Here is a 20,908-nt window from a genome sequence, read left to right as displayed (position 1 = left end):
CCGTGGGGAATTGCGCTGTGGCCGACGTGCACTGTCGCCGCTGACTGCGTGCCCGCGCGCGGTCTGGTGTCGGCGCCGGTGAAACTCGGCGGATACTGATTGATCGCCTTTCCGCAGCGACGGGATCTCGTTTCTGCCCGTCCACGGAAAGGTTCCTCATGTTCCTCATGCGAAACGATGCCGGCGGTGCGCCGCGGTGGCGACGCGTCGCCGCGTGCGCCGTCACCGCGGGCTCCGTCGCGGCATGTCACGGCGGCGCCAGCGACGTCGTCGGCGAGGGCGGGCCGGCCGGCTCCCACACCAGCATCACCCTGGTCGCGTACTCGGCTCCAGAACCGGGCTGGAGCACGGTGATTCCGGCGTTCAACGCCACCGAGCAAGGCAAAGGTGTGCAGGTCGTCACCTCCTACGGGGCTTCCAGCGACCAGTCGCGCAGCGTCGCCGACGGCAAGCCCGCCGACGTCGTGAACTTCTCCGTCGAACCCGACATCACCCGACTGGTCAAGGCCGGCAAGGTTTCCAAGGACTGGGACAAAGACGCCACCAAAGGCGTCCCTTTCAGTTCTGTTGTCACGTTGGTTGTACGACAAGGGAACCCGAAGAACATCCATGACTGGGAGGACCTACTGCGGCCCGGGGTAGAGGTCGTCACACCCAGTCCGCTCAGTTCGGGGTCGGCGAAATGGAATCTCCTCGCCCCCTACGCCGTCAAGAGCGACGGCGGCCGGAATCCTGCGGCGGGGATCGACTTCGTCAACCAGTTGGTGAGCCGGCACGTCACACTGCGTCCGGGTTCCGGGCGGGAGGCCACCGACGTCTTCGTCCAGGGCAGCGGCGACGTCTTGATCAGCTACGAGAACGAGGCCATCGCCACCGAACGGCAGGGCAAGCCGGTCACCCATGTCAATCCGGCGCACACCTTCAAAATCGAGAACCCGCTGGCGGTCGTGATCACCAGCGGCCAGCTGGCGACGGCTACCGCGTTCAGGAACTTCCAATACACCGCGCAGGCGCAGAAGTTGTGGGCGCAGGCCGGTTTTCGCCCTGTGGACCCGGCCGTTGCCGCCGGCGTCCGCGGGCGGTTCCCGGTACCGCAGAAGCTGTGGACCATCGCCGACCTGGGCGGCTGGGACACCGTGGACACGCGACTGTTCGACAAGAACACCGGCAGCATCACCAAGATCTACATGCAGGCCACCGGATGACGGCGGTGCTGACACCGGCCGAGGCGCGCCGCGGCACCGTGTCGCTGCGGGTCGGCGTCGCGATGAGCTGGCTGTCGGTGATCGTGCTGCTGCCGCTGGCCGCCATCGGGTGGCAGGCCGTCGGCGGCGGCTGGCGGGCGTTCTGGCTGGCGGTGACCTCGCGCGCGGCGCTGGAGTCGCTGCGGGTGACGCTGACGATTTCGGCGGGCATCACCGTGCTCAACCTGGTGTTCGGCCTGATGGTCGCCTGGGTGCTGGTGCGCGACGATTTCGCCGGCAAGCGGCTGATGGACACGATCATCGATCTGCCGTTCGCGTTGCCGACCATTGTCGCCAGCCTGGTGATGCTGGCCCTCTACGGGCCCGACAGCCCCGTCGGCCTGCATCTGCAACACACCGCGTGGGGTGTCGCGGTGGCGTTGGCCTTCGTCACGCTGCCCTTCGTGGTGCGCGCCGTGCAGCCGGTGCTGCTCGAAATCGACCGCGAGGCCGAAGAAGCGGCCGCGTCGCTGGGTGCCGACAACGCGACGATCTTCACCGCCGTGGTGCTGCCGTCGCTGACGCCGGCCTTGTTGTCCGGTGCCGGCCTGTCTTTTTCACGAGCCATCGGCGAGTTCGGGTCGGTGGTGCTGATTGGTGGGGCGGTGCCGGGCAGGACCGAAGTGTCCTCACAGTGGATCCGCACCTTGATCGAAAACGACGACCGCACCGGGGCCGCAGCGATTTCGGTTGTGTTGCTGGCTATCTCGTTCATGGTTCTGTTCGTCCTGCGCACGTTCGGATCGCGGGTGGCCAAGCGCGAGGAGCTGTCCGCATGACGACCGCGCCGGCGACGATGCAGAGCGAAGCGATGAGGAGGAGCGGCGCATGACGACCGCGCCGCGAGTGCGCTATCTCATCCGCTGGGTCGCGCTGGGATATGTCTTCGCTCTGCTCGCGGTCCCGGTGACGCTCATCGTGTGGCGGACGTTCTCGCCCGGGCTGCGCCAGTTCTTCGCCTACGTGAGCACCCCGGCAGCGGTGTCGGCGCTGAACCTGTCGCTGCTGGTGGTGGCGATCGTGGTGCCGCTGAACGTGATCTTCGGTATTCCGACGGCGTTGATGTTGGCGCGCAACCGGTTCCGCGGAAAAGGCGTGCTGCAGGCGATCGTCGACCTGCCGTTCGCGGTCTCCCCCGTCATCGTCGGGGTGGCACTGGTTGTGCTCTGGGGATCGGGCGGCGCCCTGGGATTCGTGGAGAAAGACTTCGGACTCAAGATCATCTTCGGCCTGCCGGGTATCGTGCTGGCGAGCATTTTCGTCACCCTGCCGTTCGTGGTCCGCGAGGTCGAACCGGTGCTGCACGAGCTGGGAACCGATCAGGAGGAGGCGGCGGCGACGCTGGGTTCGTCAGGGTGGCAAACGTTTTGGCGCATAACGCTGCCGTCGATTCGGTGGGGCCTGACGTACGGCATCGTGCTGACCATCGCGCGCACTCTCGGTGAGTACGGCGCGGTGCTGATCGTGTCGTCGAACCTGCCGGGCACCTCGCAGACGTTGACGCTGCTGGTCTCCGACCGCTACAACCGCGGCGACGAGTACGGCGCGTATGCGCTGTCGACGCTGCTGATGGCGGTATCAATGGTGGTTTTGGTCGTGCAGGTGGCGCTCGACGCGCGGCGGCCGCACAAGGAGGTGGTATGAGACCGAGGCAGATTGAGTCTGAGGCGATTATCGTGACCGGCGCCAACAAGCGCTACGGGGATTTCGTCGCGCTGGACAACGTCGACTTCTCGGTGCCGGCAGGCTCGTTGACGGCGTTGCTGGGGCCCAGCGGCTCGGGCAAGTCCACGCTGCTTCGGGCGATCGCGGGCCTGGATGAGCCAGACACCGGCTCCGTGACGATCTACGGCCGCGACGTCACCCGGGTGCCGCCGCAACGGCGCGGCATCGGCTTCGTGTTCCAGCACTACGCGGCGTTCAAACACCTGACCGTGCGCGACAATGTCGCGTTCGGGCTGAAGATCCGCCGCCGTCCCAAGCCCGAGATCGCCGCGAAGGTCGACAACCTGCTGGAGGTGATGGGGTTGAGCGGTTTTCAGAACCGCTACCCCAACCAGCTCTCCGGAGGCCAGCGCCAACGGATGGCGCTGGCCCGCGCGCTGGCGGTGGATCCCCAGGTGCTGCTGCTCGACGAGCCGTTCGGCGCGTTGGACGCCAAGGTGCGCGAGGAGCTGCGGGCCTGGCTGCGCCGGTTGCACGACGAGGTGCACGTCACCACCCTGCTGGTCACCCACGACCAGGCCGAAGCGCTGGACGTGGCGGACCGGATCGCCGTGCTCAACCAGGGACGTATCGAGCAAATCGGTTCTCCGACAGATGTTTACGACACACCCGCGAACGCTTTCGTGATGTCGTTCCTGGGCGCGGTGTCCTCGTTGAACGGAACCCTGGTCCGTCCGCACGACATCCGGGTGGGCCGTACGCCGGAGATGGCGACCGCCGCCGGCGACGTGACCGCGCAGTCCACCGGTGTGCTGCGCGCCACCGTCGAGCGGGTGGTGGTGCTGGGCTTCGAGGTGCGGGTGGAGCTGACCAGCGCGGCCACCCGCGGGTCGTTCACCGCCCAGATCACCCGCGGTGACGCTGCGGCGCTGGCCTTGCGCGAGGGGGACACCGTCTACGTGCGGGCCACCCAGGTGCCGCCGATGACCGGCGAAGTCAACGCACCGACAGCCGTCACGCAGATGTCGCCGGAGCCGACGACGCGGGGACGTTGATCACGCCCTGGCCGATCAGCGTCAGTGAGCAGTGCGAGTGGCCGGCTGGTGGGGACGAACCGGGCAGCACCAGGGAGCTCGCGGTCCCGGGTGCCTGCCACCGGTCGGCCGGCCTGTCGCCATCGCCAAGTGGTGTCGCGGGTAAGGCCGTCGGGGGTCATCCGGCGGGACCGGTCGACACCAGGTCACAGAAGCCACGCAGAAGCCACACGGATCACTTGTCGCTCACCATGAGGCGGTCACCACGACACCGGTTCTCCCGCGCGGACTGACGAGGCAGATGTGACCAGTGCGACGTGAGGTCCAACCGTGCCCACCCCACGCTCACCGAACGTGAAACTGTTGCGAGATTCGGCCCCGATTTTCGCAATGGCTTCACGTTCGGCGGGCGGACCCGGCGTACGACGACAATCCCCGACGAACGTGCCAGCACGACCATCGCTGAGCGGCGTGTTCCCCACCGGGGGATCACCGGGGGATCACCGGGGGATCACCGGGCGATGCCGAACTGGCTGCGGCGCGCGTAGGTCACCAAGCCCGTCGCCCGGTACAGCGTGTCGTTCCCCGGGCTCGTCGCCCGCGGGGAGGAAAATATGCGCGAGCTCACGGCGCCGGTCCGTGGGAACACAGCGCGAAAAGACAGGTGATCGAGTTGGATTCTCCCGCACATCCCACCTCGGGCGACGAGCGCGACGAGCGCAAGACGGAGGCCAGCGGCGGCAGGCCGCGCGGCCGCCGCATCCGTCGGCTCGCTGTCGCGGCGCTGATCGCTGTCCTGGCGACGACGGGGGCATACCTCGGCTGGCTGCACATCGAGCACCACCGCGAGGAAGTCGCCGCCGCGCAGGCGATCGACGCGGCCACGCGCTACGCTCTGACGCTGTCCAACATCGACGCCGGCACCATCGACAAGAACTTCGCGGACATCGCCAACGGCGCGACGGGCGAGTTCAAGAACCTGCACGCCAAGTCCGCCGGGCAGCTGCGCCAGATTCTGATCGACAACCAGGCGAGCGCGCGCGGGACTGTCGTAGACGCGGCGGCCAAGTCCGTCACGCCGGACAAAGTCGTGGTGTTGCTGGCGGTCACCCAGGCGGTGAACAACTCGTCCGACTCCAACCCCCACGTGGACCGCAGCCGACTCAGGATGACCATGGAAAAGGTCGACGGCCAGTGGCTGGCCAGCAAGGTGGAAGTGGTATGAGACGCGGTGTTGGTGTGGCGGCGGCAGGGGTCCCGATCGCGGCAAGGGTCCCGCTCGCGGCAGGGGTCGTGCTCGCGGCGATGGGCGTGGCGAGCGATGTCGCGACGGCGGACCCGATCAACTGGGAGGCGATCGCGCAATGCGAATCCGGGGGCAACTGGGCGGCCGACACCGGCAACGGTGACTACGGCGGCCTGCAGATCACCGAGGCGACGTGGCTCGCCAACGGCGGGCAGGGTTATCCCTTCCAGGCGTCCCCGGAGCAGCAGATAGCCGTGGGCAATCAGATCATGTCGACCCAGGGACCCGGCGCGTGGCCGACGTGCGCGTCGCGGGGCGATGGCGAGGCCCCGGTCGGGTCGCTGACCAACTTCCTGACCTTCCTGACCGATCACGCCTGACGACCGGTTGGGCGGGACTTGACCGGGCGCCCGTGGGATGATCCGTGGTCATGGCGGGGGTTACCGCGCCGGCCGTGCTGCCCGAGCTGCGGCTCGAACCCGGCGGCACGTTCGGGGTGTACGTGCACGTGCCGTTCTGCTTGACCCGCTGTGGGTATTGCGACTTCAACACCTACACCCCGGCCGAGCTGGGCGGCGTCAATCCCGACCGGTGGCTGCAGGTGCTGCGGTCGGAGCTGGAGCTGGCTGCCGCGCGTCTGGGCGGGCCGACGGTGCACACGGTGTTCGTCGGCGGGGGGACGCCGTCGCTGTTGGGTGGCGAGCGACTGGCCGCGTTGCTGGACATGGTGCGACAAGAGTTCGTGCTGGCGGCCGGCGCCGAAGTCACCTGCGAAGCCAACCCCGAGTCGACGTGGCCCGAGCTGTTCGAGGCGCTGCGTTCGGCGGGCTACACCCGGATCTCGCTGGGCATGCAGTCGGTGGCGCCGCGGGTGCTGGCCACCCTGGACCGGGTGCACTCGCCGGGCCGTTCGGCAGCCGCGGCCGCTGAGGCGCTGGCCGCCGGTTTCGAGCACGTCAACCTCGACTTGATCTACGGCACCCCGGGCGAGTCCGACGACGACGTGTGCCGCTCGGTGGACGCGGCGATCGGGGCCGGCGTCGACCACGTGTCGGCGTATGCGCTGATCGTCGAAGTAGGCACCGCTTTGGCGCGCCGGATTCGCAGCGGAGACCTGACCGTTCCCGACGACGACATGCTGGCGCAACGCTACGAGCTCGTCGACGCGCGGCTGCGCGCGGCGGGATTCGACTGGTACGAGGTGTCCAACTGGTGCCGCCCCGGGGGGTCGTGCCGGCACAACCTCGGCTACTGGGACGGCGGTCACTGGTGGGGAGCCGGCCCGGGAGCGCACAGCTTCGTCGGCGCGACGCGCTGGTGGAATGTCAAGCACCCCAACACCTATGCCCAGATGTTGGCGGCCGGCGCGCTTCCTGTGGCCGGCTGCGAACAGCTGGGGTCCGACCAACGTCACACCGAGGACGTCATGCTGGGCCTCCGGCTACGCCGAGGGCTGGCGGTGAGCATGCTCGACGCGGCCGAACGCCGGCGCGCCGAGGTCGCCGTCGACGACGGCGTGCTGAGGTGCGACGGCGACCGGCTGGTGCTGACCGACCGGGGTCGGTTGCTTGCTGACGGCGTGGTGTGCACGCTGCTGGGGTGACGACGCGGGTGCTTTCCCGGCGTCGTCGCACGGCCGGGCGCCGCCGCCGCCGGATATCGATGTAGCCGGGTTAGCAGCCGTGGCCGCCAGCGAAGCCGCGGCCGCCGGTGTGACGTCGATGGTGCGCCAACGCGTGACCACCCGCGGCTACGCCTGGTAGGCCACCGCGTCCATATCCAGCAGCCGCGCGTGCAGTACGGTCCGGTTGCGCAGCGCGGCGCGCACCGCCCGGTGCAGCCCGTCCTCGAGGTAGAGGACGCCCTTCCATTTCACCGCGTGCGGGAACAGGTCGCCGTAGAACGTCGAATCCTCCGACAGCAACCGATCCAGCGCCAGCACCGTCGTGGTGGTGACCAACTCGTCGAGCCGGATCTGCCGAGGCGGGATCTGCGACCAGTCGCGATAGGACAGGCCGTGCTCGGGATACGGCTTGCCGTCGCGGACGCCCTTGAAAATCAGCGGCCGACCGTCCCCGGTGCGTCGTGGGTGCCCGGCGTGAGCATGGTTGCCAAGGTTAGCGCGCCAACGCCGGTGGTGTGTCTGCCGATCCCCGTAAACTGGACCCGGCCAGGGAGGTGGACCGGATGGGAAGTGCTGACGAGCGGCGCTTCGAGGTGCTGCGCGCCATCGTCGCCGACTTCGTCGCCACCAAAGAGCCGATCGGCTCGAAGTTACTGGTCGAGCGTCACAACCTCGGCGTCTCGCCGGCCACGGTGCGCAACGACATGGCGGTGCTGGAGGCCGAGGGCTACATCGCCCAGCCGCACACCAGCTCCGGGCGGGTGCCCACCGAGAAGGGATATCGCGAGTTCGTCGACCGGCTCGACGACGTCAAGCCGCTGTCGGCGGCCGAACGGCGGGCCATCCAGCGCTTCCTGGAGTCCGGCGTCGATCTCGACGACGTGCTGCGCCGCGCGGTGCGGCTGCTGGCCCAGCTGACCCGTCAGGTGGCCGTCGTGCAATATCCGACGCTGTCGACGTCGACGGTCCGGCACCTGGAGGTGATCGCGCTGACCCCGGCGCGGCTGCTGATGGTGGTCATCACCGACTCCGGCCGGGTGGACCAGCGCATCGTCGAACTCGGCGACGTCATCGACGACCATCAGCTTTCCCAGCTGCGCGAGATGCTCGGCCAGGCGCTGGAGGGCAAGAAGCTGTCGGCCGCGTCGGTCGCGGTCGCCGAACTCGCCGGACATTTCGACGCGTGCACCAGCCTGTCCGACGCCGTGGGCCGCTCAGCGACGGTGCTGCTGGAGTCGCTGGTCGAGCACAGCGAGGAGCGGCTGCTGTTGGGCGGCACTGCTAACCTGACCCGCAACACCGCCGACTTCGGCGGTTCGCTGCGGTCGATCCTGGAAGCGCTCGAGGAGCAGGTCGTGGTGCTGCGGCTGCTGGCCGCCCAGCAGGAGGCGGGCAAGGTGACGGTGCGTATCGGGCACGAGACCCAGGCCGAGCAGATGGCGGGCACGTCGGTGGTGTCGACCGTGTACGGCACCAGCGACACCGTCTACGGCGGTATGGGTGTGCTGGGCCCCACCCGGATGGACTATCCGGGAACTATCGCCAGCGTCGCTGCGGTTGCGGTGTACATCGGCGAAGTGCTGGGTGCCCGATGACCGCGCACCCGCAGAGCGCGGCGCAAGAGGCACGCCCGCAGACCGCGGCGCAAGAGGCACGCCCGCAGACCGCGGCGCAAGAGGCATAAGAAAGGTCAGGCGTGGCACGCGACTACTACGGGCTGCTCGGTGTGGGCAAGAACGCCAGCGAGGCAGAGATCAAACGCGCCTACCGCAAGCTGGCGCGCGAGCTGCATCCCGACGTCAACCCCGACGAGGCGGCGCAGGCGAAGTTCGCGGAGATCAGCGCCGCTTACGAGGTGCTGTCCGACCCGGAGAAGCGCCGCATCGTCGACCTGGGCGGGGACCCGCTGGAAGGCGCTGCGTCGGCCAACGGGTTTCCCGGCTTCGGTGGTCTCGGCGACGTGTTCGAGGCATTCTTCGGCGGCGGTTTCGGCGGCGGCTCGGGGTCACGGGGTCCGGTCGGCCGGGTGCGGCCCGGCTCGGATTCGCTGCTGCGGATGCGGCTGGATCTTGCCGAGTGCGCCAGCGGCGTCACCAAGCAGGTCACCGTCGACACCGCGGTGCTGTGCGACCGCTGCCAGGGCCGGGGCACGAACGGCACGTCCACCCCGGTGGCCTGCGACACGTGCGGTGGCCGCGGCGAGGTGCAAACCGTGCAGCGCTCGCTGCTGGGCCAGGTGATGACGTCGCGGCCGTGCCCGGTGTGCCGCGGCGTCGGCGAGGTCATCCCCGACCCCTGTTACCAGTGCGGCGGCGACGGCCGGGTGCGTGCCCGCCGGGACATCAGCGTGAAGATCCCGGCCGGCGTCGGAGACGGCATGCGTGTCCGGCTGGCCGCGCAGGGCGAGGTCGGGCCGGGCGGTGGGCCGGCCGGCGACCTGTACGTCGAGGTGCACGAACAACCACACGACTTCTTCGTCCGCGACGGCGACGACCTGCACTGCACGATTTCGGTGCCGATGGTCGACGCGGCCCTGGGCACCACGGTGACGGTGGAGGCGATCCTCGACGGGCTCGTCGAGATCACGGTTCCGCCCGGAACCCAACCCGGTTCGGTGGTCACGATGCGCGGCCACGGCATGCCGCACCTGCGCTCCGGGGTGCGCGGCGACCTGCACGTGCACGTCGAGGTGGTGGTGCCGGAGCGGCTCGACCACCGCGACGCCGAGTTGTTGCGGGAATTGAAGAAGCGCCGCACCCGCGACGTTGCCGAGGTCCGCTCGACGCACGCGGCAGCCGCCGCGGGCGGGCTGTTCAGTCGGTTACGCGAGACGTTCACCGGGCGCTGACGGGCCCTCGTTGCGGTGGCCGGCTTGTTCTACGTCGACGCGCTGCCCGATCCCGGCGGGCTCGCCGTCGTCGGCGGTGACGACGGCTTCCACGCCGCGACCGTTCGGCGCATCCGCCCCGGGGAGCAGGTGACGCTCGGCGACGGCGCGGGCGGGCTCGCCCGCGCCGTCGCCGAGCAGGCCAGCCGCGCCGGGGTGCGGGCCCGGGTGCTGGACCGCTGGAGCGTCGCACCCGTACAGCCGCCGGTGACCGTGGTGCAGGCGCTGCCCAAAGCCGAGCGTTCCGAGTTGGCGATCGAGCTGGCCACCGAGGCCGGAGCCGACGCGTTCGTGGCCTGGCAGGCGGCGCGTTGCGTGGCGCGCTGGGACGACGCCCCCCGCGCCGAGAAGGGGCTGCGCCGCTGGCGGGCGGCCGCACGGGCGGCGGCGGCGCAATCCCGTCGCGCGCACATCCCCGGCGTCGACGGCGTGGTATCGACGCCGGGCCTCGCGCAGCTGATCCGCAGCGAGTCGGCAGCCGGCGCCGTGGCCTTGGCCCTGCACGAGTCGGCGACCGATCAACTGGCGGATATCGCTGAGCCGCAAGCGAAGTCGCTGATGCTGATCGTCGGCCCGGAAGGTGGTGTCGCCGAGGACGAGCTTGCTTTGTTGGCCGACGCCGGCGCGGTCGCGGTCCGGCTGGGTCCAACCGTGCTGCGCACGTCCAGCGCGGCGGCGGTCGCGCTGGGCGCGCTGGGGGTGCTGACGCCGCGGTGGGACGCGTGACCGGTCGCGAGCGCGCCCCGGCGGCCAAGCGTCGTTGAGATTGCGCCCAAGGCTGTTGATCCACAGCGGTGATCCACAACCCTGCGCGCAATCTCACTGCGGTACCGCAAGCAATTCCTGCTCGCGACGGTAGCCAGCATGCCAATCTCGACGTGACGCGTCGGAAGGATCGGGCACTGGCTCGACGACACCGCGATCATCCCCGTCTGCCGCACCGTCTGCGCCGACCGGACGGGCGGTCCTGCTCGCGGTCGTGGTGGTCACGGGTATCCAGGCCGGCAAAGTCGCCTACGAGCGGATCTACCGGGACCAGGCGTCGTTGCCGGCCCAAATCGGTCTGCTCGACGACGCCACGCTGCCGATCACCGGCACGGCACAGGCGCAGAAAGTACTCGATCAGCAGCTGCCGGCGAACATCGTGCCGCAGCGTTGACCGTGAAACTCCACCCGGCGGTAGACTGAGCCTCCGAACACCGTCGCCCGAGCACTCAGAAAGCAGGCACCAGAGACCACGTGACGCCCCGCGAGACCAACGCTGCCGATCCTGTTCGCTGCAGCATCGACGTTCCGCCCGACCTCGTGGTGGGTCTGTTGGGTTCCGCTGACGAAAACCTGCGCACCCTCGAGGGCGTGCTGGCCGCCGACGTGCATGTTCGCGGCAACGCCGTCACCCTCTCGGGCGAGCCCGGCGACGTCGCACTGGGCGAACGGGTGCTCTCCGAACTGATCGCCATCGTGGCCAGCGGGCAGCCTCTGACATCCGAGTCGGTGCGCCACAGTGTGGCCATGATTGTCGGCACCGGCAACGAATCACCGGCCGAGGTGCTCACCCTCGACATCTTGTCGCGGCGCGGCAAGACGATCCGGCCCAAGACGCTCAACCAGAAGCACTACGTCGACGCCATCGACGCCAACACGATCGTCTTCGGCATCGGCCCGGCCGGCACCGGCAAGACGTATCTGGCGATGGCCAAAGCCGTCAACGCGCTGCAGACCAAACAGGTCAACCGGATCATCTTGACCCGGCCCGCGGTGGAAGCCGGTGAGCGCCTTGGTTTTCTGCCCGGCACGCTGAGCGAGAAGATCGACCCGTATCTGCGCCCGCTCTACGACGCGCTCTACGACATGATGGATCCCGAGCTGATCCCCAAGCTGATGGCGTCGGGTGTGATCGAGGTCGCGCCGCTGGCGTATATGCGGGGGCGCACCCTCAACGACGCCTTCATCATTCTCGACGAGGCGCAGAACACCACCGTCGAGCAGATGAAGATGTTCCTGACTCGGCTTGGCTTCGGGTCGAAAGTCGTTGTCACCGGCGATGTTACGCAGATCGACCTGCCGGGCGGCGCACGTTCCGGGCTGCGTGCCGTCGTCGAGATCCTGGAGGGCATCGACGACATCCACTTTGCGGAGCTCACCAGCGTGGACGTGGTGCGCCATCGGCTGGTGTCCGAGATCGTGGACGCCTATGAGCGACACGAGGCCCGATACACCGAGCCCGGGCTGGCCATGAACCGGGCCGGTCGGCGGGCGTCGGGTGTCCGTCATCGCCGGTGAGCGCGCCATGAGTATCGAGGTCGCCAACGAGTCGGGCGTCGACGTCTCCGAAGCCGAATTGATCAGCGTCGCAAGGTTCGTCCTCGCCGAGATGGACGTCAACCCGGCTGCCGAGCTGTCGATGGTGTTGCTGGACATCGCCGCAATGGCCGACCTGCACATGCGCTGGATGGATCTGCCCGGACCGACCGACGTGATGAGCTTCCCGATCGACGAGCTAGAACCGGGCGGCCGCCCCGACGCCCCCGAGCCCGGGCCGGCGATGCTCGGCGACATCGTGCTGTGCCCGGAATTCGCCGCCGAGCAGGCCACCGCGGCGGGGCACAGCCTGGGCCACGAGCTGGCGCTGCTGACCATCCACGGTGTGCTGCACCTGCTGGGCTACGACCACGCCGAGCCGGACGAGGAAAAGGAGATGTTCGCCCTGCAGCGACGGCTGCTCGAAGATTGGGTCGCCGATCAGGTCGAGGTCTACCGGCAGGACCGGCAGAGCGAGAAAGACCGCCGATTGCTCGACAAGTCAAGGTTTTTCGACAATTGAGCAGCTTCATTCCGCTGCTGTGCGCGATCGTGCTGGTATGTCTGGGCGGGTTGTTCGCGGCGGTCGACGCTGCCATCAACACGGTGTCGACGGCCAGGGTGCAGGAGTTGGTGCGCGATGAGCGGCCCGGCGCGGTGCGGCTGGCAGCGCTGGTGGCCGAACGGCCCCGCTACATCAACTTGGTTGTGCTGCTGCGGATCACCTGCGAGATCAGCGCGACGGTGTGCCTGGTGGCTTTCCTGCACGGCGAACTCGGATGGGAGTGGGGGCGTTACGTCACCGCAGCGATCATGGTGGTGAGCAGCTTCGTCGTGGTCGGCGTGGGTCCACGCACCCTCGGCCGCCAACACGCCTACTCCATCTCGTTGGCGGCGGCCTTTCCGCTGCAGCTCATTTCGTGGTTGTTGATGCCGATCAGCCGGCTGCTCGTGGTCGTCGGCAACGCGCTGACGCCGGGTCGCGGATTTCGCAACGGGCCGTTCGCGTCCGAGATCGAGCTACGCGAAATGGTGGACCTGGCGCAGCAGCGGGGCGTGGTGGCTCCAGACGAGCGCCGGATGATCCAGTCGGTCTTCGAACTCGGCGACACCCCGGCTCGTGAGGTGATGGTGCCGCGCACCGAGATGATCTGGATCGAGCGTGACAAATCGGCCGGCCAGGCGACCTCGCTGGCGGTGCGCAGCGGGCATTCCCGCATCCCGGTGATCGGTGACAACGTCGACGACGTCGTCGGCGTGGTATACCTGAAAGACCTTGTGCAGCAGACGTATTACTCTGTCAACGGTGGTCGCGACACCACGGTGGTGCAGGTGATGCGGCCGCCCGTGTTCGTGCCGGACTCCAAACCGCTGGACGCGCTGCTGGCGGAAATGCAGCGCGACCGCTACCACATGGCGCTGCTGGTCGACGAGTACGGCGCGATCGCGGGGCTGGTGACCATCGAGGACGTGTTGGAGGAGATCGTCGGCGAGATCGCCGACGAGTACGACGAAGCGGAGGTGGCCCCGGTCGAGGATCTGGGCGACGGCAGGTTTCGGGTGTCGGCGCGGCTCCCGATTGAGCACGCCGGCGAACTGTGCGGCGTGGAATTCGACAAGGACTTCGACGTCGACACCGTGGGCGGCCTGCTGGCGCTGGAACTGGGCCGGGTTCCGCTGCCCGGCGCCGAGGTGATCTCGCACGGGTTGTTGTTGCACGCGGAGGGTGGCCCCGACCAACGCGGGCGGCTGCGCATCGGCACGGTCCTTTTGAGCCGCGTCGCCGCCGGCGGGCACAAGGAGGCCACTCGTGCCGGCTGAGCAACTCGACGACGAGGACGCCAAGCTGGTGGTGCTGGCGCGTTCGGCGATGGCCCGCGCCGACGCCACGAGCGGCGCGGCCGTTCGGGACGTCGACGGGCGCACCTACGCCGGAGCCCCGGTGGGTTTGGCGGCGCTGCAGTTGACTGCCCTCCAGACGGCGGTGGCGGCGGCGGTGTCCAGCGGCGCGGCCGGGTTGGAGGCGGCGGTGCTGGTGGCCGGCTCCGCCGACGACGCCGGGATCGCCGCCGTCCGCGAGCTCGCTCCGACGGCGGCCGTCATCGTGACCGACGTGGCAGGCCGCCCCCTGTGACCGCGCCGAGCGTGAACCCATTGCGAAAAATCACCGGAAATCTCGCAACAGTTTCACGTTCGGCGACCCGACGCATATGACCGAATTCCGTTCCGGCTTCGTGTGTTTGGTCGGCCGCCCCAATACCGGGAAGTCGACCCTGACCAACGCAATGGTCGGCGCCAAGGTGGCGATCACCTCGAATCGGCCCCAGACCACTCGGCACGCGATTCGCGGCATGGTAAATCGGGAGAACGCCCAGATCGTCCTGGTCGACACGCCGGGGCTGCACCGGCCGCGCACTCTGCTGGGTCAACGGCTGGGCGACGTGGTCCGCGACGCCTACAGCGGGGTCGACGTCATCGGGCTGTGCATCCCCGCCGACGAGAAGATCGGCCCGGGGGACACCTGGATCGTGGGCCAGATCCGCTCCGTCGCGCCCACCACGACACTGGTGGTCGTCGTCACCAAAATCGACACGGTGCGCAAGGACCACCTGGCGACACAGCTTGTCGCTGTCAGCGAATTGGCACCCGACGCGGAGGTCGTCCCGGTGTCGGCGGTCACCGGGGAGCAGATCGACGTGCTGACCGCTGTGCTCGCCGCGGCGCTGCCGCCCGGGCCCGCGCTCTATCCCGACGGCGAGCTGACTGACGAGCCCGAGGAGGTGCTGATGGCCGAGTTCATCCGCGAGGCGGCGCTGGAAGGGGTGCGCGACGAGCTGCCGCATTCGCTGGCGGTGGTGATCGACGAGGTCAGCCCGCGCGAGGGGCGCGACGACCTGATCGACGTTCACGCCGTCCTCTACGTCGAGCGTGACAGCCAGAAGGGCATTGTGATCGGCCGCAACGGCGCCCGGCTGCGCGAGGTGGGCACCGCCGCGCGCAGCCAGATCGAGCAGTTACTGGGCGCCAAGGTGTACCTCGACCTGAGGGTCAAGGTCGCCAAGAACTGGCAGCGAGACCCCAAACAGCTTGACCGCCTGGGCTTTTGAGCTATCGAGCCGGCCGCGTGTCGGTGCGGGTGTTCCACCAGATCTCGGGCTGCTTGGCCGCCCAGCCGCTGACCCCCTCCAGTTCGGCGGCCAGCGACACCAGCAGGGGTTCGCTGTTGGCCGGCCCCATCAGCTGCACCCCGATCGGCAGGCCCTGCGAGGTGAAGCCCGCCGGGACGTTGATCGAGGGCCAGCCCAGCAGGTTCCACGGCCAGGTGACCGGGCAGGCTGCGATCATCGTGCGGTCGGTGGCCAGGCCGCCCAGCTGGTCGAAGGTGTGCAGCAGCGGCGGCGGCTGGGCGGTCGTCGGCGCCAGCACCACGTCGACGATGGAAAAGATCGACCCCACCCGGCGCTGGTCGGCGGCCTCGTGCGCGCGGGCGGCCTTCAGTGGCGACTGCGCGAGCACTCGCCCCATCCGCATGTTGGACAGCGTGCGCGGATCCCAATCGACGTCGTCGCCCAGCCGGTCCGCCCAGTCCACCAGGCCGGAAGTGGACCGGGCCAGGAAGTTCCACGACAACCGCAGCCCGTAGTCCGGGTTGCCCGGCACCACGGTGTGGCCGAGCAGCCGAAGCTGTTCGGCCACCGCCTCCAGCGCCGCCCTGATCTCCGGGTGCAGCCGGGCGCGGAACGCGGTGAACGGAAACCGGGTCGACATCGCGATCGTCAGCGGCCCGGGTGCGGCGCCGACGTGGTCGGACACCGTCACCGGCGGGGGTTTGTGCCGGTCGCCGTCGGCGTTGCCGGAGACGGCGTCGAGCACCAGGGCGGCATCGGCGACGGTGCGGGCCAGCACGCCGTTGACGGTGATGCCGTTGAACGCCTCCGGCAACGGCCAGGTCGAGATGCGGCCGCGTTGCGGCTTGATGCCCACCAGATGGGTCCAGGCTGCCGGGATGCGGACGCTGCCGGCCCCGTCCGAGCCGATCGCGGCCGCGACCAGGCCGGCGGCCACCGCTGCCGCGCTGCCGCCCGACGACCCGCCCGGTGTGTGTTTGCGTGACCACGGGTTGCGGGTGTGCCCGAACCCGGGCCCGCTGGTGAACGGCCACTGCCCCAGCTCGCAGGCGTTGGTCTTGCCGACGATCACCGCCCCGGCGGCCTTCAGCCGGCGCACCAGCTCGCAGTCGGCGGCGGCGGGCCTGACCGGCCCGGACGTGCCGAACGCCGTTGGCACTCCGGCGACGTCGACGTCGTCTTTGACGGCGATCGGGATTCCCAACAGCGGCGCCTCCTGCCCGGCGGCCCGGCGGCGGTCGGCCTCGGCGGCGTCGGCCAGCGCCGACTCGGTGAGCACCACCCGGAAGGCGTTCAGCGTGGACTGGCTGAGGTCGATGGCGTGCAGCGAGCGGCGGACCAGCTGCTGCGACGTCACCTCGCCGCTGGCCAGCTGGTAGAGCTGGTCGGTCAGGGTGGGGAAGCGAGATGCGGGAGATGATGCGGGAGATTCAGTCATCGGTCACGAGCCTATCGGCGCGCATGAAAGGTGATGTCGCGGCGTGATGCCACACTGATGTCATGCGGCTGTACCGGGACCGGGCGGTGGTGCTGCGCCAGCACAAGCTCGGCGAAGCCGACCGGATCGTCACCCTTCTGACCCGCGAGCACGGGCTGGTCCGCGCGGTGGCCAAGGGGGTGCGCCGCACCCGCAGCCGCTTCGGCGCGCGGCTGGAGCCGTTCGCCCACGTCGACGTGCAGCTGCACCCGGGCCGCAACCTCGACATCGTCACCCAGGTCGTCGCGATCGACGCGTTCGCCACCGACATCGTCAGCGACTACGGCCGCTACACCTGCGCGTGCGCGATGCTGGAAACCGCCGAACGCCTCGCCGGTGAGGAGCGGGCGCCGGCCCCGGAGCTGCATCGGCTCACGGTGGCCGCGTTGCGGGCGGTGGCCGACGGGCAGCGGCCCCGCGAGCTGGTGCTGGACGCGTATCTGTTGCGCGCCATGACCATCGCCGGCTGGGCGCCGGCGCTGACCGAGTGCGCCCGCTGCGCCAACCCCGGTCCGCACCGCGCGTTTCATGTCGCCGCCGGCGGCAGCGTGTGCGCGTACTGCCGCCCGGCCGGTGCGACGACACCGCCGCTGGGTGTGCTGGAGTTGATGTCGGCGTTGCGCGACGGCGACTGGGCGGCCGCGGAGGCCGCACCGGTGTCGGCCCGCAGCCGCGCCAGCGGGTTGGTGGCCGCCCACCTGCAGTGGCATCTGGAGCGCCAGCTGCGGACGCTGCCGTTGGTCGAGCGCAGGCAGGAGGTGGCCCATGGTGCGCACCCGCAAGTCGGCTGACTTTCGGCAGCCGGCCCCGGCGCCGCGCGACTACCCGACGTTTCCCGACACGTCGACGTGGCCGGCGGTCTTCCCCGAGCTGCCGCCGTCGCCCGGCGGCGGTCCGCGCCGTCCACCGCAGCACCCGTCGAAAGCGGCCGCGCCGCGGATACCGGCCGACCAGCTGCCCGCCCATGTCGCCATCGTGATGGACGGCAACGGGCGCTGGGCGACCCAGCGCGGGCTTCCCCGCACCGAGGGGCACAAGATGGGCGAGGCTGTTGTGATCGATATCGCCTGCGGTGCAATAGAACTCGGTATCAAATGGCTCAGCCTGTACGCTTTTTCCACCGAGAACTGGAAACGCTCGGCCGACGAAGTGCGCTTCCTGATGGGGTTCAACCGCGACGTGGTGCGCCGGCGACGGGACAGCCTCAACGCGATGGGGGTGCGGATCCGGTGGGTGGGTGCCCGGCAACGCCTGTGGCGCAGTGTCATCAAGGAACTCGAGATCGCCGAGCAGATGACGGCGGGCAACGACGTCATCACGGTGAACTACTGCGTCAACTACGGCGGCCGCACCGAAATCGCTGAAGCGGCAAGGAGTATCGCCCGCAAAGCAGCGGCGGGCACACTGGACCCCGACCGGGTCGGCGAGGCGACCGTGGCCCGGCACCTGTACCGTCCCGACATCCCCGACGTCGACCTGTTCCTGCGCACCTCGGGCGAGCAGCGGTCCAGCAACTTCATGCTGTGGCAGGCGGCCTACGCGGAGTACATCTTCTCCGAGAAGCTGTGGCCCGACTGCGACCGCCGCGACCTGTGGTCGGCCTGCGCGGAGTACGCGTCGCGGCACCGACGGTTCGGGACGGCGTGATGCCGTCGTTGCAGGATCGGCTGGCGTCGGTGCTCGGCGAGGTGCTGCCGGTGCAGACGGAGCCCGACGGCTCGCTGATGGTGCGTCATGACGACACGTTCGTCTCGCTGCGGGTGGTGACCATCGTCGAGGACCTCGACCTGGTGTCGCTCACCCAAATCCTGGCGTGGGATCTGCCGCTGAGCAAGAAGATTCGCGACCTGGTCGCCGACCAGGCGCGCACCAGCCTGATCGGGGCGGTGGCGCTGGTGGAGAAGCCCGGCGCCGGGACGTCGGGACGCAACTCCGGCAAAACCGCGGACGTGATGCTGCGCTATAACTTTCCCGGCGCCGGCCTGACCGACGACGCGCTGCGCACCCTGATCTTGATGGTGCTCGACACGGGTGCCGAGATCCGCCGCGCGCTGATCGGCTGCGGCTAGAACGCCGATCCGACCACGTCCGCCAGCGAGGTCAGCCACGACGGGTCCACCAGCTCGGACGCTGCGGCCGGCGACGCCGCCCCGGCGACGTCGGCGACGGCGGCCACCTCGGCCACCGAGTTCACCGCGGGGTAGGTGGTGGCCAGGTCGGTCGAGGGCAGCAGCCCGATCTGCACCAGGAAGTCCTGCACTCCCTGGACGGCGCCGGTGGCCAGCTGCGCAAGTATGACCAGCAGGTTGAAGTCCGGGCCGGGGACGCTGGGGTACTGCGGCAGGTAGACGCCGAGCCCGTTGAGCAGCGGCTGGGCCAGCTTCAAAAGGTCCTGAAACGGGGCGAAGCCGGGCAACAGCTGCGCCGGGGTGGGCACGTTGGCGTACCCGTTGGGGTTGTAGCCCAAGTTAACCAGCACGGTCAGGTCCGGCTGCAGCAGCGCGGCCAGCGGATTGCCGACGAGCGGAATCGCCCGCAGCGGTTCCAGCAGCGGCAGGTTCTGGGTCGGGATCATGAAGTAGTGCGTGACGCCGCCGTCCTCGTAGTATCCCGGCGACGTTGCCAGCGGCACCGCGTCTTTGACCTCGGCGGCGGTGAGCTTGGGGTACGAGGTGTGCACATAATCGGCGCCGAGCACGGCGTTCAGGTCGGCCAGCAGGTTGGCCGGGTACTGCGGGAAGTCGGCGACCCCGTCGTACTGGCCGCTGTAGATGTCGGTGGGATAGGGCGTGTCCGGCGGGGTCGGCCCGTAGAACGGGATACCCACGATCGGGATGTTCAGCGCGAAGCGTTCGAAGAGGCCGCCGTCGGGGTTGTCCAGGTCGCCGATCATCATGAAGGACAGGTCGCTGGGGCTGGGCCGCTCGTCGGCGGGCAGGGCGTCCAGCGCGTTCATTTCCAGGGTGACGATCGCCGCGCTCTGGGAGTAGCCGAACGCCAGGGTGTCAGCGCCCGCGGGCCGACCCAGAATCGCGTTGTTCAGGATGATCTCGCCCTGGGTGACCGACTCCGAGAGGGTCAGGCCGTTGATGCCGGGGATGTTGACGCCCTCGGGGGTGTAGAGGCCGAACGGGGTGTAGCCCGTGAACGCGGGGTTGGGCTGGATGTAGGCGTCGTTGATGGCCGTGACGTAGCTGGGGTCGGGTTGCGGGTTCAACGTGCCGCCCATGATGAACGCCAGGCCGCCGTCGTCACCGTGCGCGAGCGCTGCCGTCGTCGCCGAGGTCGCGGCCAGGAACGCGGCGCCGGCGGTTGCCAGCAGTGCGACGCCGAGCCGACGGTGGTTGCGGTGTGTCATAGAAGTCTCCCCGAGGTGCTGCAGACCAGGGCTCAACATATCCTGCGCGCGCCACGACGGCGACAGCTGGGAGCGTCAGCCGATCCGACACGCCCTGGTAACGGCGTGTCGGATGTCCGAAGCGAGGTGGCTGTGGTGCCTGGTCAGGGCAGGGGAACGCCGAAGACACCGGCGAAGATGGCAGCGATGTCGGTGACGTTTTGTTCGATTCCGGCTGGGATTATCTGGGTGAGGTCGACGGTGAGCACATCGAGTTGGTTCGTCAGGGAGCCGGGGTCGGCGGCCAGGGTTTTATCGGCGTTGGCCAAGTCGGTGTAGGCGGTGAGCAGCTCCTGGTCGGCGGCGAGCACCCCGGGGCTGGTTTGTTCCACCGGCTTCAACATGTCCTGGAGGGGTTCGGCCCCGTCGACAAGATGCGAGGATAATTCCTGGAAGAATGATTGTTCGCCGGTGAAGAACAATATCTCGGGCGAGTCGGCCTGAACCGAGTTTTCTCCGGCCGCGTGGACATAGTCCAATGCGTCGGTAGCCTCTGTGGAGGCGCCGTTGAGTAGATCGCTGTAGGTGTCGGCGTCGGCGTGGGCAGGGAAGCCGCTGATCGTCGCGAGTGCGGCGGCCGCGACTGCACCGCCCACGGTGATGCCGATACCGGCAACCCATTTGCGGCCGACTGGGCGTGTGATCCGGTGGGTCGTGGTCATGTCGATTTCCTCATCTTTGATGCTGTCCGGCTGCAGTTGGCGGAACCGGGGCGGCCGCGTCGTAGCACTGTCACCGGCGCGGTTCGTCGGCGTATTTTACTGGCACTGTGCGCAGGTGCCGAAGATTTCGATGGTGTGGCCGACATCGGAGAACCCGTGCTCGGCGGCGACTTTGGCGGCCCAGGTCTCGACTTGGCGGCCGCCCACCTCGACGGTGGTGCCGCAGTTGCGGCACACCAGGTG

At 69.0% G+C, this 20,908-nt stretch carries 24 protein-coding genes; 19 read left to right on the top strand and 5 right to left on the bottom strand.

Annotation, left to right across the window (positions count from 1 at the left end; translation table 11 throughout):
- Positions 1–158 precede the first annotated feature (158 nt).
- The 7 genes from ABDW21_RS02365 to hemW all read left to right on the top strand — a co-directional run bounded on the left by ABDW21_RS02365 (position 159) and on the right by hemW (position 6,792).
- A complete protein-coding gene (locus tag ABDW21_RS02365) occupies positions 159–1,205 on the top strand; it encodes a sulfate ABC transporter substrate-binding protein (protein ID WP_343602349.1) in 1,047 nt (348 codons plus the stop codon).
- Positions 1,202–2,023: a sulfate ABC transporter permease subunit CysT gene (gene cysT / locus ABDW21_RS02360; protein WP_343602351.1), complete on the top strand. Its 822-nt coding sequence runs from the start codon at positions 1,202–1,204 to the stop codon at positions 2,021–2,023. Before ABDW21_RS02365 ends, cysT begins: the two co-directional genes overlap by 4 nt.
- A 49-nt stretch (positions 2,024–2,072) precedes the next feature.
- Positions 2,073–2,888 (top strand): sulfate ABC transporter permease subunit CysW, encoded by an 816-nt coding sequence (gene cysW / locus ABDW21_RS02355; protein ID WP_343602352.1) that lies wholly within the window; start codon positions 2,073–2,075, stop codon positions 2,886–2,888.
- Complete coding sequence (locus ABDW21_RS02350) at positions 2,885–3,964, top strand: TOBE-like domain-containing protein (protein WP_343602353.1); 1,080 nt, start codon at positions 2,885–2,887, stop codon at positions 3,962–3,964. Before cysW ends, ABDW21_RS02350 begins: the two co-directional genes overlap by 4 nt.
- 652 nt (positions 3,965–4,616) lie before the next feature.
- Positions 4,617–5,168, top strand: a complete 552-nt coding sequence (locus ABDW21_RS02345) for an Mce protein (protein ID WP_343602355.1) — start codon at positions 4,617–4,619, stop codon at positions 5,166–5,168.
- An 80-nt stretch (positions 5,169–5,248) separates the two neighbouring features.
- Positions 5,249–5,569 (top strand): transglycosylase family protein, encoded by a 321-nt coding sequence (locus ABDW21_RS02340; protein WP_343602361.1) that lies wholly within the window; start codon positions 5,249–5,251, stop codon positions 5,567–5,569.
- Positions 5,570–5,619: 50 nt separating this feature from the next.
- Positions 5,620–6,792, top strand: coding sequence for a radical SAM family heme chaperone HemW (hemW, locus tag ABDW21_RS02335; RefSeq protein ID WP_343602356.1), 1,173 nt, complete (start codon positions 5,620–5,622; stop codon positions 6,790–6,792).
- A 147-nt stretch (positions 6,793–6,939) separates the two neighbouring features.
- Here hemW and ABDW21_RS02330 read toward each other — a convergent pair whose 3' ends face one another.
- Positions 6,940–7,251 (bottom strand): type II toxin-antitoxin system VapB family antitoxin, encoded by a 312-nt coding sequence (locus tag ABDW21_RS02330; protein ID WP_343602362.1) that lies wholly within the window; start codon positions 7,249–7,251, stop codon positions 6,940–6,942.
- Between the two features lie 125 nt (positions 7,252–7,376).
- Between ABDW21_RS02330 and hrcA the strand changes: the two genes are divergently transcribed.
- The 9 genes from hrcA to era all read left to right on the top strand — a co-directional run bounded on the left by hrcA (position 7,377) and on the right by era (position 15,108).
- Positions 7,377–8,408, top strand: a complete 1,032-nt coding sequence (gene hrcA, locus ABDW21_RS02325) for a heat-inducible transcriptional repressor HrcA (RefSeq protein WP_343602357.1) — start codon at positions 7,377–7,379, stop codon at positions 8,406–8,408.
- Between the two features lie 101 nt (positions 8,409–8,509).
- Complete coding sequence (gene dnaJ, locus ABDW21_RS02320; protein WP_343602358.1) at positions 8,510–9,661, top strand: molecular chaperone DnaJ; 1,152 nt, start codon at positions 8,510–8,512, stop codon at positions 9,659–9,661.
- A gap of 15 nt (positions 9,662–9,676) precedes the next feature.
- Positions 9,677–10,426, top strand: coding sequence for a 16S rRNA (uracil(1498)-N(3))-methyltransferase (locus ABDW21_RS02315; protein ID WP_343710018.1), 750 nt, complete (start codon positions 9,677–9,679; stop codon positions 10,424–10,426).
- 253 nt (positions 10,427–10,679) lie between these two features.
- A complete protein-coding gene (locus tag ABDW21_RS02310; RefSeq protein ID WP_343600493.1) occupies positions 10,680–10,859 on the top strand; it encodes a hypothetical protein in 180 nt (59 codons plus the stop codon).
- A gap of 80 nt (positions 10,860–10,939) precedes the next feature.
- Positions 10,940–11,983 (top strand): PhoH family protein, encoded by a 1,044-nt coding sequence (locus tag ABDW21_RS02305; RefSeq protein WP_343600492.1) that lies wholly within the window; start codon positions 10,940–10,942, stop codon positions 11,981–11,983.
- A 7-nt stretch (positions 11,984–11,990) separates the two neighbouring features.
- A complete protein-coding gene (ybeY, locus tag ABDW21_RS02300) occupies positions 11,991–12,524 on the top strand; it encodes an rRNA maturation RNase YbeY (protein WP_343600491.1) in 534 nt (177 codons plus the stop codon).
- A complete protein-coding gene (locus ABDW21_RS02295; protein ID WP_343600490.1) occupies positions 12,521–13,822 on the top strand; it encodes a hemolysin family protein in 1,302 nt (433 codons plus the stop codon). Before ybeY ends, ABDW21_RS02295 begins: the two co-directional genes overlap by 4 nt.
- Positions 13,823–13,871: 49 nt before the next feature.
- Positions 13,872–14,135 (top strand): cytidine deaminase, encoded by a 264-nt coding sequence (locus tag ABDW21_RS02290; protein ID WP_343600495.1) that lies wholly within the window; start codon positions 13,872–13,874, stop codon positions 14,133–14,135.
- A 76-nt stretch (positions 14,136–14,211) separates the two neighbouring features.
- Complete coding sequence (gene era / locus ABDW21_RS02285; RefSeq protein WP_343600489.1) at positions 14,212–15,108, top strand: GTPase Era; 897 nt, start codon at positions 14,212–14,214, stop codon at positions 15,106–15,108.
- A gap of 1 nt (position 15,109) precedes the next feature.
- Here era and ABDW21_RS02280 read toward each other — a convergent pair whose 3' ends face one another.
- Positions 15,110–16,567, bottom strand: a complete 1,458-nt coding sequence (locus tag ABDW21_RS02280; protein WP_343600488.1) for an amidase — start codon at positions 16,565–16,567, stop codon at positions 15,110–15,112.
- Between the two features lie 62 nt (positions 16,568–16,629).
- On the opposite strand from ABDW21_RS02280, the gene recO reads away from it, so the two are divergent.
- The 3 genes from recO to ABDW21_RS02265 are packed head-to-tail and all read left to right on the top strand — an operon-like array spanning position 16,630 to position 18,675.
- A complete protein-coding gene (gene recO, locus ABDW21_RS02275; protein ID WP_343600487.1) occupies positions 16,630–17,397 on the top strand; it encodes a DNA repair protein RecO in 768 nt (255 codons plus the stop codon).
- Positions 17,372–18,253: a decaprenyl diphosphate synthase gene (locus ABDW21_RS02270; protein ID WP_343600486.1), complete on the top strand. Its 882-nt coding sequence runs from the start codon at positions 17,372–17,374 to the stop codon at positions 18,251–18,253. Before recO ends, ABDW21_RS02270 begins: the two co-directional genes overlap by 26 nt.
- The gene (locus ABDW21_RS02265; protein ID WP_343600485.1) at positions 18,253–18,675 is read left to right on the top strand and encodes a hypothetical protein; all 423 of its coding nucleotides are present in this window, start codon (positions 18,253–18,255) and stop codon (positions 18,673–18,675) included. The genes ABDW21_RS02270 and ABDW21_RS02265 overlap by 1 nt, the downstream gene beginning before the upstream one ends.
- On the opposite strand, the gene ABDW21_RS02260 is transcribed toward ABDW21_RS02265, so the two are convergent.
- The 3 genes from ABDW21_RS02260 to ABDW21_RS02250 all read right to left on the bottom strand — a co-directional run.
- Positions 18,672–19,964: a PE-PPE domain-containing protein gene (locus ABDW21_RS02260; protein WP_343600484.1), complete on the bottom strand. Its 1,293-nt coding sequence runs from the start codon at positions 19,962–19,964 to the stop codon at positions 18,672–18,674. The genes ABDW21_RS02265 and ABDW21_RS02260 overlap by 4 nt on opposite strands.
- A 143-nt stretch (positions 19,965–20,107) precedes the next feature.
- Positions 20,108–20,665 (bottom strand): hypothetical protein, encoded by a 558-nt coding sequence (locus ABDW21_RS02255; protein WP_343600483.1) that lies wholly within the window; start codon positions 20,663–20,665, stop codon positions 20,108–20,110.
- Positions 20,666–20,761: 96 nt separating this feature from the next.
- Positions 20,762–20,908 (bottom strand): transcriptional repressor (locus tag ABDW21_RS02250; protein WP_343710020.1); only part of this gene is annotated, 147 nt, incomplete at its 5' end.

Source organism: Mycobacterium sp. (assembly GCF_039583805.1).
Taxonomy (GTDB): domain Bacteria; phylum Actinomycetota; class Actinomycetes; order Mycobacteriales; family Mycobacteriaceae; genus Mycobacterium.
This window is presented reverse-complemented; position numbering and strand designations above follow the sequence as displayed.

What these genes read in the sequence shown, in the direction of transcription:
- ABDW21_RS02340 (WP_343602361.1), top strand. Translation starts at nt 5,249, where the DNA reads ATGGGCGTGGCGAGCGATGTCGCGACGGCGGACCCGATCAACTGGGAG.
- recO (WP_343600487.1), top strand. Translation starts at nt 16,630, where the DNA reads ATGCGGCTGTACCGGGACCGGGCGGTGGTGCTGCGCCAGCACAAGCTC.
- ybeY (WP_343600491.1), top strand. Translation starts at nt 11,991, where the DNA reads ATGAGTATCGAGGTCGCCAACGAGTCGGGCGTCGACGTCTCCGAAGCC.
- ABDW21_RS02280 (WP_343600488.1), bottom strand. Translation starts at nt 16,567, where the DNA reads ATGACTGAATCTCCCGCATCATCTCCCGCATCTCGCTTCCCCACCCTG.
- hrcA (WP_343602357.1), top strand. Translation starts at nt 7,377, where the DNA reads ATGGGAAGTGCTGACGAGCGGCGCTTCGAGGTGCTGCGCGCCATCGTC.
- ABDW21_RS02365 (WP_343602349.1), top strand. Translation starts at nt 159, where the DNA reads ATGTTCCTCATGCGAAACGATGCCGGCGGTGCGCCGCGGTGGCGACGC.
- ABDW21_RS02350 (WP_343602353.1), top strand. Translation starts at nt 2,885, where the DNA reads ATGAGACCGAGGCAGATTGAGTCTGAGGCGATTATCGTGACCGGCGCC.
- hemW (WP_343602356.1), top strand. Translation starts at nt 5,620, where the DNA reads ATGGCGGGGGTTACCGCGCCGGCCGTGCTGCCCGAGCTGCGGCTCGAA.
- ABDW21_RS02265 (WP_343600485.1), top strand. Translation starts at nt 18,253, where the DNA reads ATGCCGTCGTTGCAGGATCGGCTGGCGTCGGTGCTCGGCGAGGTGCTG.
- cysW (WP_343602352.1), top strand. Translation starts at nt 2,073, where the DNA reads ATGACGACCGCGCCGCGAGTGCGCTATCTCATCCGCTGGGTCGCGCTG.
- era (WP_343600489.1), top strand. Translation starts at nt 14,212, where the DNA reads ATGACCGAATTCCGTTCCGGCTTCGTGTGTTTGGTCGGCCGCCCCAAT.
- ABDW21_RS02260 (WP_343600484.1), bottom strand. Translation starts at nt 19,964, where the DNA reads ATGACACACCGCAACCACCGTCGGCTCGGCGTCGCACTGCTGGCAACC.
- cysT (WP_343602351.1), top strand. Translation starts at nt 1,202, where the DNA reads ATGACGGCGGTGCTGACACCGGCCGAGGCGCGCCGCGGCACCGTGTCG.
- ABDW21_RS02255 (WP_343600483.1), bottom strand. Translation starts at nt 20,665, where the DNA reads ATGACCACGACCCACCGGATCACACGCCCAGTCGGCCGCAAATGGGTT.
- ABDW21_RS02270 (WP_343600486.1), top strand. Translation starts at nt 17,372, where the DNA reads ATGGTGCGCACCCGCAAGTCGGCTGACTTTCGGCAGCCGGCCCCGGCG.
- ABDW21_RS02290 (WP_343600495.1), top strand. Translation starts at nt 13,872, where the DNA reads ATGGCCCGCGCCGACGCCACGAGCGGCGCGGCCGTTCGGGACGTCGAC.